The following is an 8,286-nucleotide window of genomic DNA, read 5'->3' as shown; positions in this document are numbered from 1 at the left end:
AGCACCACCTTGACGGTGTGGGGGCTGGCGGCCTCCTGTCTGGGCATGGGGCAGCACAGGGTGGCCACGGGGATGCCGGGATCGTCGGCCATGGTCCGGGCCAAAAGCTCCAGATGGGCGGGATCGGCCAGGGGCTCGTCCCCCTGGAGATTGATGACGACGTCGGTCGGGATGGCGGCCATGGCCTCAATGATCCGCTCCGTCCCCGAGGCGTGATGGCGGCCGGTCATGACCGCCTCACCTCCGGCGTCGGTGACGGCCCGGGCGATGCGGGCGTCGTCCGTGGCCACCACGACCCGGTCCACCCCGCGCGCCGAAAGGGCCCGTTCCAGGACGCGCACGATCATGGGCTTGCCGCAGATGTCCGCCAGGGGTTTGCCCGGCAGCCGCGTGGAGGCGTAGCGCGACGGAATGACGATGGCGACGCGGCAGGCGTTCATGGGCGCAGGCATCCGGCGATGGCGCGCAGTTGGGCCACCAGGGGGGCCACCTCGGCGAAGGGGAGCATGACATGGGCGTCGCACAGCGCCTTGGACGGTTCCGGGTGGGTCTCGAAGAAAACGCCGCTGACATGCCCCGTGGCCATGGCCGCCCGGGCCAGGGCCGGGGCGAGATCGGGCTGGCCGCCGCTGGCATGGCCCAGGGCCCCGGGGAGTTGCACCGAGTGGGTGGCGTCGAAGACCACGGGACAGGCCGTGGCCTGGGCCATGAGCCCAAATCCGCGCATGTCCACGACCAGATTGTTGTAGCCGAACATCGTGCCGCGCTCGCAGACCAAAAAATTTCCCTCCCCGCGCCCGGCGGCCCGGGAGGCATGCCTGGCCTTGGCGATGACGTTGCCCATGTCCCAGGGGGCCAAAAACTGGCCTTTTTTATAATTCACGGGTTTTCCGGTCGCCGCAGCGGCCATGATCAGATCCGTCTGGCGGCACAAAAGGGCCGGCGTTTGCAAGACGTCCACGACCTCGGCCACGGGCCGCACCTGCCAGGTCTCATGCACGTCGGTCAAAACCAAAACGCCCAGCCTGCGCCGTATGGTGTCGAGAACCTCCAGCCCCCGATCCATGGACAGGCCGCGAAAACCGTCCACGGAACTTCTGTTGGCCTTGTCGAATGAGGACTTGAAAATCCAGGGGGTGGCTGTTTGGGAAAATATTTCCTGCAACGCGCAGGCGCTTTCGTACACAAAGTCCGTGCTTTCCATGACGCACGGCCCTGCGATGCAGAAAAAAGAAGAAAAATTTATCATGTCTCTTCTTAAAATGTTATCCTTTTCCCATACAAAACACTTTCATAATATTTTATTGCCTCTTTTATGTCTGGAAATATCGTCAAAACTCCTGCGTTCAGCACAGCAGCCTGATTGCAATACTCTCTGATGACTCCATAAAAATGGGACACCATGATGACCGACCGGTTGTTTGTCCTGTCAGCCAGCCTGCTCTTAAATTTTTCATTGAATCGTCTGTCGCCGACCGCTGACACCTCATCGATCAGGTAGCAGTCGAAATCCACCGTCATGGAGATGGCAAAGGCCAACCTGGCCCGCATGCCGGCCGAATACTTCCTGACCGGTTCGTACAGATAGCTCCCCAACTCGGAAAATTCCGCCACGTAGTCGAATGCGGACTGGAAATCCACCTCATAAATACGACAGATGAACCGAAGATTATCCACCCCGGAGAGTCCGCCAGCCAAGCCGCCCTGGAACGCCAGGGGCCAGGAGACGCTCATCGACCGCGAGACGGACCCGCTCGTCGGCTTCTCAATGCCGCCGATGATCCGGATCAGGGTGGACTTGCCAGCCCCGTTGCACCCGAGGATTCCCAGCTTCTCACCCTTTTTCACGGTAAAGCTGATATCGTTGAGAATCATCTTCGGACCGTGCCGCGTGGGATATGCTTTGAAGAGGTTTTTAATCTGAATCATCCAGAACCCCGCGACGCGTCAATTTCCGGCACAATGCCAGCCCGATATAGGTCAATATGATGTTTGCGGCAATCATATACTGCACACTATAATGCGTCTCTACTATATTCCCGAACAATCCATCACGCATCATCTCTGTGGCGTGTACCATCGGAGAAAGGAGCACATACCCCTGATACTGTGCAGGTATCCACGCCACCATGTAGAATGCGCCGGTTATAAATATGTGCGTTGCCGCAAGGAGTATTGCAATCCTCTGCCCAAACTTAAACAATCCTGAGATTGCGATTGCAATAAACGCAAAACTAATCCCATACCACTGAACAAAAATCCAAGAAAAAATCATCAACGCCGGGTCATTTGGAAAATCGATTACATCGAAAAACACCAGCGGGATAAAAAACAAAAAGCTAATCGTCGTGGAAAGACTCTGCACCACCCCTCTTGCGAGAATGATGTCTGCAACCTTGACATGTCTATGATAAAGCAAGGGAATATTCGCCTGCAAAGAGCCCAACACCCGCTGGATATGGAACCTAACGCCCCACAATACGGTATAACCCGAAATGGCGAAGGCGACGACGGGGATATCCCCAAAGGTATGCCCACGTACATAAAAAAGCCCCACCATGAACACCACGAAGATCAGGGGTTCGAGGACGAGGATGAGAAATCCGACGGATCTCTTCCCCGTTATCGCGAGAAACTCCCGCCGCAACACGGCATTAATGACCCGGTGCTGAATGCGCAGAGAATCGCTGAATGAAGACTGGCGTGGCGGCATGATTTACTCTTGATGCTCAAGGACACCGATCAGCAACATTCGTATCACGGCATACACGAAGAGCAACAACCCCGCCGCCGCAAGCGTGTTGATCACCCGCCGGGGATAGATGGCGCTATCCGGGATGTTCGGCAACACGATCCGCTCCAGATACAGTTGCTGCCGCTGCACCTCGGCCCGAGCCTGTTCCAGAGACGCCAGGGCCGTGGCCAGGCGATTTTCGGAAAACTCCCGGTCGAGTTTCAGGCGCTCATATTCGATCAGTTTCTGGGTCATGGATTCGGAGCCACCGGCGACCTTGGCCATTTCCAAGTTGATTTCCTTGCGCAACTCGCTGGCCCGCTTCTCCAAGGCCTTGATCTGCGGACTCTCCGACGCGAATTCACGATATTGGGCCAGTTGCCCGCGCACGGAGATCAACTCCGTCTGAAGTCTCGAAACCTGCTGCAGTTGCATGGTGGATTGCTGCGCCGGGTCGAACAGGGTTTCCTGATCCTGATAAGTCGACAACGCCAGGGCGCATTTCCGGGCCTCCGCCTCCGCCTCGTCCACTTCCTTCAAGGCGATGCTCACCATATCCCTTCTGGCCCTGTCATTGAGTTTGTTGATCAATCCTTCGCTCATGAACAACAACCCCTCGTTGATGTTAAAGGCATCGTGCGCTGAAAACGCCCGAACCTTCAACGTCGCAATAGAGGAAGTCGCATCGACATCCACGGTCACATGTTTTAAAAAATATTTGTACAATTCCTCAAAACTATCATCCATGCCAAGCGGATCAAAGCGGTTAATGATGTCGATGTTCGAATTCCCAAACGCCTTGCGGAGGTTGATGTTATCATTGATCACCTTTAGGGAATCGCGGGAAAGAACAAATGCCTTCACGGTATACGACTCTTCACGCACGCTCGACACGCCGATGCTATTCAATAAAATCCCTAGAGAGGAGGCGGCGTTCTTTCGCTCTGGTTGACGTACGACAAAGGCGCATTCGGATACATAAATATCGGACTCAAGGAATCCAAAATAAAGACCACACGCCAACATCGGAATAATAAAAATAATCACGAACGTTTTATTTTTATTAATATACGACAAAACGGGCTGCAACACGGAAGAACGTCGCGAAAAGGGCCCCACGCTCTTTTTCCGAAAAAAAAGGCGATCCTTTTTGTCTTTCATTTTTTTTACGAGATCATTCATATGTGCTTATGCCTACAGTGTGTGGAAGAGTCATTGAAAAACATCCGCCCTGCGATCCCAGAATGAGCGACGCGCTTGCAACGGTCATTCGCCGAAAAAACGTCATCCCCATAAACCGTCGTGAACCTTTCTTCCGTGTGAACGCTCCTTCCTGACCACAGGAAGTGAAAAAGCATGGCAGTTTTTGGTAATTCGCAAACACAGAACGACAACCATCTGCAATTGCAGAATATCCACGGGATTTCCCCGCCGTGGAGTGGGACTCCGCATGTTCGTGCGAGGCACGTATACTCCCAAACAAAGTCCACCCGCAACTGCGCGCCCCCCCTTTCCGCGCCTGGCAGGAGCGCCCGGCCATTGGCGCCCCCCGTGCGGGACCGCCGCGCCCGGGGGGAGCCGCAGAGAAGGAAGTCACGCCCGATGCATTGCAACAAACGCCGGGAACAGGCACAATCACGAAAGGCATGGGCGACCCGCAGGCTGCGGCGTCCCCCGGAATACCACCCCAAGGAGTCATCATGACCAAAGCGACAGACTATACCCTTTTTAGCGGCGGCGCGCAGGGCGCCGAGGCGGAATTCGGTCGCCAGGCCGAAAAATACGGCCTCCAGGAGGTCACCTACACCTTCGAGGGGCATAAAATCGAGCGTACCCGGGGCCTGCGCGTCCTGACCGCCGAGGAGCTGGCCCGCAAGGACGTCAGTTTAAGCTACGTCTCCAAGCTGCTCAACCGCAACTTCAGCAACGGCCCCCAGATCCGCATGGTCCTGCGGACCATCATGCATCAGGTGGATTCGGGCCTGGAAATCTTTGTGGTGGGGGTCATCCACGAGGACGGCACCGTCAAGGGCGGCACGGGCTGGGGAGCGGAGTTCGCCAAGATCTGCAACAAGCCCCTGTACGTCTTTTGCCAGGAGAAGGCGAAATGGTTCGCGTTCAAAGGCGTCCACCTCCAGCCGGTTGAGCCCCCGGTCATCACCCAGACCCATTTCACGGGAACCGGCACCCGGTTCCTTGAGGACTGCGGCCGTCAGGCCATCGCCGATCTGTTCGCCCGGTCCTTCGGCTAGCGCGGCGTCCGGGAATTCCCGTTATGGTTGGGCAAGTAGCAACACCTTGAAATTATGGTTTTTATTCAAAAAAATACATGTTTTTTGTGATGGCCGCACAAGCGCGGCGTCCCCGGGGTTGCCCGAGGCGGTCCATCCGGCCAAACCGGCAGGACCGGCTTGACGTCAAAAAGCACAGGCGTGTTTTTTGAGCGCGGCGCAAGACGCAGCTCCCGCTCCGATCTCCCGGCCCCCGGACGTCTGAAGCATCCGGGGGCCGGGTTCGGTCGAACCCATGGGTGTGGGCCCCAACGGCGCATCCTCCTGGCCATGCCGGGGGAACCCATTCCGAAAACCGCGCCAGAGCCAAAGGGAACGCTATGCGCATTGTCATCGTGGGCGCCGGCGAGGTGGGTTTCCACATCGCCAAGCGCTTCGCTTCCGAAGGCAAGGACGTGGTCGTCGTGGACACCAACGCCGAGGCCCTCAAACATGTGGGTGAACAGCTTGATGTCCTGACCGTACATGGTTCGGGATCGAGCCCCAAGATGCTCGTCGAGGCGGGCATCGCCAAGGCCCACATGCTCCTGGCCGTCACCAATTCCGACGACACCAATCTCATCGCCTGTTTTTTCGCCAACGTCCTGGCCCCCGGGGCGCGCAAGATCGTGCGCATCAAAAGCGAGGAATACGCCGACCACGCCTATGCCCTGGCCAAGGATCTGTTGGGGGTGAACCTGGTCATCAACCCCGACGTGGAGGTGGTGGAGTCCATCCTGCGGCTTTTGGCCGCTCCGGCGGCCGTGGAGATCAACGAGTTCGCCGACGGGCTGATCTGGATGGCCGGGGTGCGCCTGCCCCAGGATTCGCCGCTGGTTGGCCGCACGCTCACCGAGCTTCCCACGGTGACGGGGGAGTTGCGGGTCATGGTGGCCACCCTGGTCCGGGACGAAAAGCTCATCATCCCCACCGGGGCGGATCGGTTCCAAAGCGGCGACCACGTCTATTTCGCCTGCGAAAAGTCCGACCTGGACGCGGTCCTGGCCCGCTTCGGCTTCCACCACCCCCCCATCCGCAACATCCTCATCGTCGGCGGGGGGAAGATCGGGCTGCACCTGGCCATGATCCTGGAATCCCGGGGAAAAAACGTCAAACTCGTGGAGCGCGACCCGGATCGCTGCCGTGAGCTGGCCACGATCCTGGACAAAACCGTGGTGCTGGCCGGAGACGGCACCAATCACGAGCTTTTGGAGGAGGAAAACATCCAGGCCATGGACATGGTCATCGCCCTGACCGGCGACGAGGAGACCAATATCATCTCCTGTCTTTTGGCCAAGCGCCTGGGGGCGCGCAAGACCCTGACCCGGATCAACAAATTCGCCTACATGCCCCTGGTCAAGGCCATCGGCATCGATCAGACCGTCAGCCCCCGCCTGTCGGCCATCAACTCCATCCTGCGCCAGGTGCGGCGGGGCAAGATCATTTCCGCCGTGTCCATCAAGGACGAGGAGGTCGAGATCATCGAGGCCGTGGCCCTCGAAGACTCCGAGTTGGTCGGGCGACCGCTCAAAAATCTCACCGTACGCAAGTTCGCGCTCATCCTGACCGTCATCCGAGCCGGGAAGGTCATCATCCCCAGCGGCGAGACGGTCATTTTGCCCATGGACCGCATCCTGATCCTGGCCGCTTCCAAGGACGTTCCCCGGGTGGAACGGGTGCTGGCCGTCAAGGTGGAGCGCGACTAGATGCGCTGGCGGTTCGTCTTCAAGATCATCGGGGCCCTGGTGGCCTGCGTGGGCCTGTGCATGATTTTCCCCATCGCCTTTGCCCTGTATTACGGCGACGGAGGTCTTTTCCCGCTGGCCGTCTCCATGCTGGCCTCCATCGGCGTGGGGCTGACCCTCTACCTCATCTGCACGAATCCGGCCCCGACCCTGGGCATGAACCACCGCGAGGGGCTGGCCGTGACCACCCTCGGCTGGGTTGCGGCGGCCTTTGCCGGGGCATTGCCCTTTTACCTGGCCGGGATGCTGCCCTCGCTCACCGACTGCCTGTTCGAATCCATGTCCGGATTCACCACCACCGGGGCCTCGGTATTGGCCGACATCGAAAGCGTGGGGCACGGGCTGCTGTTTTGGCGCAGCATGACCCATTTCCTGGGCGGCATGGGCATCATCGTGCTGACCCTGGCCATCCTCCCCTTTCTGGGGGTCAGCGGCATGCAGCTCTACAAGGCCGAGGTGCCGGGGCCGAGCCCGGACAAGCTGCGGCCGCGCATCAAGGACACGGCGGCCACCCTGTGGGGGGTGTATCTGCTGCTTTCCCTGATCCAGGCAGCGCTTTTATATTTCGGCGGCATGAATCTTTTCGACGCCCTGTGCCACACCTTCGGGACCATGGCCACGGGGGGCTTCTCCACCAAAAACGCCTCGGTGGCGGCCTTCGACTCGGCCTACATCGACTGGGTCATCACCGTCTTCATGCTCCTGGCCAGCCTCAATTTCGCCCTGCACTATTATGTGCTCCTGGGCCGCCCCCGAGTCATGTTCAAGGATCCGGAATTCCGGATGTTCGCGACCATCTTCGCCGTCTTCGCCATCCTGGTGGCCGTCAACGTCCTGGGACAATACCAGGGCGATCCCGGCGAGGCCGCGCGCTACGGGGCATTCCAGGTGGCCTCCATCCTCTCCACCACGGGATTCGCCACCGCCAATTTCGAACTCTGGCCCCCCCTGTCCCAGTGTCTCCTGGTCCTGGCCATGTTCATCGGCGGTTGCGCCGGCTCCACCGCCGGCGGCATGAAGTGCATGCGGATTCTGGTGCTCGGCAGGCATTCCCATCGGGAGATCTTTCGACTGATTCATCCCCGGGCGGTCATCGGGGTCAAACTCGGAGGGCGGGTGGTGGCCCCGGAGATCATCGGCGCCATGTGGGGCTTCGTGGCCCTGTGGCTGGGGTTGACCTGCTTTTCCACGCTGGTTTTGGCGGCCTGCGGCCTGGACATGGCCACTTCGTTTACAGCGGTGTTGGCCTGCATCGGCAACGTCGGCCCGGGGTTCGGGTCGGTGGGGCCGATGGACAACTATTCCCAGCTTCCAGGCCTGGCCAAGTGGTGCCTGATCATGTGCATGCTTCTGGGCAGACTGGAGATATACACCGTGGTGGCCCTTTTCGCACCGGAGTTCTACCGGAAGTAGCCGTCGGCGACGCCCCTGCCGGACCTCATTCCCCGGAGGACTTCTCCCTGCCCGCCTGGGCGGCCTGCTCCCGCTCCTGCTCCATGGCCATGGCCCCGGCGGCGGCCCCGGCCATGGCCGCGCG

The 8,286-nt window shown here is 59.4% G+C and carries 8 protein-coding genes; 3 read left to right on the top strand and 5 right to left on the bottom strand.

The window, feature by feature from the left end; all coding sequences use genetic code 11:
- From V3572_RS00770 to V3572_RS00750, 5 genes are all read right to left on the bottom strand, one after another.
- Window positions 1–440, bottom strand: a 440-nt coding sequence (locus V3572_RS00770) for a cytidylyltransferase domain-containing protein (RefSeq protein ID WP_332109061.1), incomplete at its 3' end; no start/stop codon positions are given.
- Window positions 437–1,249, bottom strand: a complete 813-nt coding sequence (gene kdsA / locus V3572_RS00765; protein ID WP_332109060.1) for a 3-deoxy-8-phosphooctulonate synthase — start codon at window positions 1,247–1,249, stop codon at window positions 437–439. The genes V3572_RS00770 and kdsA, both read right to left, overlap by 4 nt.
- Before the next feature lie 8 nt (window positions 1,250–1,257).
- Entirely contained in the window at window positions 1,258–1,929 is a 672-nt protein-coding gene (locus tag V3572_RS00760) for an ABC transporter ATP-binding protein (protein ID WP_332109059.1), read from the bottom strand.
- The gene (locus V3572_RS00755) at window positions 1,916–2,713 is read right to left on the bottom strand and encodes an ABC transporter permease (protein ID WP_332109058.1); all 798 of its coding nucleotides are present in this window, start codon (window positions 2,711–2,713) and stop codon (window positions 1,916–1,918) included. The genes V3572_RS00760 and V3572_RS00755 overlap by 14 nt, the downstream gene beginning before the upstream one ends.
- 3 nt (window positions 2,714–2,716) lie before the next feature.
- Window positions 2,717–3,916, bottom strand: coding sequence for a hypothetical protein (locus V3572_RS00750; protein WP_332109057.1), 1,200 nt, complete (start codon window positions 3,914–3,916; stop codon window positions 2,717–2,719).
- Between the two features lie 518 nt (window positions 3,917–4,434).
- Here V3572_RS00750 and V3572_RS00745 point away from each other — a divergent pair.
- The 3 genes from V3572_RS00745 to V3572_RS00735 all read left to right on the top strand — a co-directional run bounded on the left by V3572_RS00745 (window position 4,435) and on the right by V3572_RS00735 (window position 8,162).
- On the top strand, window positions 4,435–4,986 hold the full coding sequence (locus V3572_RS00745; RefSeq protein WP_332109056.1) for a hypothetical protein: 552 nt from the start codon (window positions 4,435–4,437) through the stop codon (window positions 4,984–4,986).
- A gap of 359 nt (window positions 4,987–5,345) precedes the next feature.
- A complete protein-coding gene (trkA, locus tag V3572_RS00740; protein ID WP_332109055.1) occupies window positions 5,346–6,710 on the top strand; it encodes a Trk system potassium transporter TrkA in 1,365 nt (454 codons plus the stop codon).
- On the top strand, window positions 6,711–8,162 hold the full coding sequence (locus V3572_RS00735; RefSeq protein ID WP_332109054.1) for a TrkH family potassium uptake protein: 1,452 nt from the start codon (window positions 6,711–6,713) through the stop codon (window positions 8,160–8,162).
- Window positions 8,163–8,286: the final 124 nt, after the last annotated feature.

It is taken from the genome of Desulfolutivibrio sp. (genome assembly GCF_036584575.1).
Lineage (GTDB): Bacteria > Desulfobacterota > Desulfovibrionia > Desulfovibrionales > Desulfovibrionaceae > Desulfolutivibrio.
The sequence above is the reverse complement of the archived record's forward strand: the minus strand, read 5'-3'. Positions and strand labels throughout refer to the sequence as shown.

What these genes read in the sequence shown, in the direction of transcription:
- kdsA (WP_332109060.1), bottom strand. Translation starts at nt 1,249, where the DNA reads ATGATAAATTTTTCTTCTTTTTTCTGCATCGCAGGGCCGTGCGTCATG.
- V3572_RS00760 (WP_332109059.1), bottom strand. Translation starts at nt 1,929, where the DNA reads ATGATTCAGATTAAAAACCTCTTCAAAGCATATCCCACGCGGCACGGT.
- V3572_RS00755 (WP_332109058.1), bottom strand. Translation starts at nt 2,713, where the DNA reads ATGCCGCCACGCCAGTCTTCATTCAGCGATTCTCTGCGCATTCAGCAC.
- V3572_RS00750 (WP_332109057.1), bottom strand. Translation starts at nt 3,916, where the DNA reads ATGAATGATCTCGTAAAAAAAATGAAAGACAAAAAGGATCGCCTTTTT.
- V3572_RS00745 (WP_332109056.1), top strand. Translation starts at nt 4,435, where the DNA reads ATGACCAAAGCGACAGACTATACCCTTTTTAGCGGCGGCGCGCAGGGC.
- trkA (WP_332109055.1), top strand. Translation starts at nt 5,346, where the DNA reads ATGCGCATTGTCATCGTGGGCGCCGGCGAGGTGGGTTTCCACATCGCC.
- V3572_RS00735 (WP_332109054.1), top strand. Translation starts at nt 6,711, where the DNA reads ATGCGCTGGCGGTTCGTCTTCAAGATCATCGGGGCCCTGGTGGCCTGC.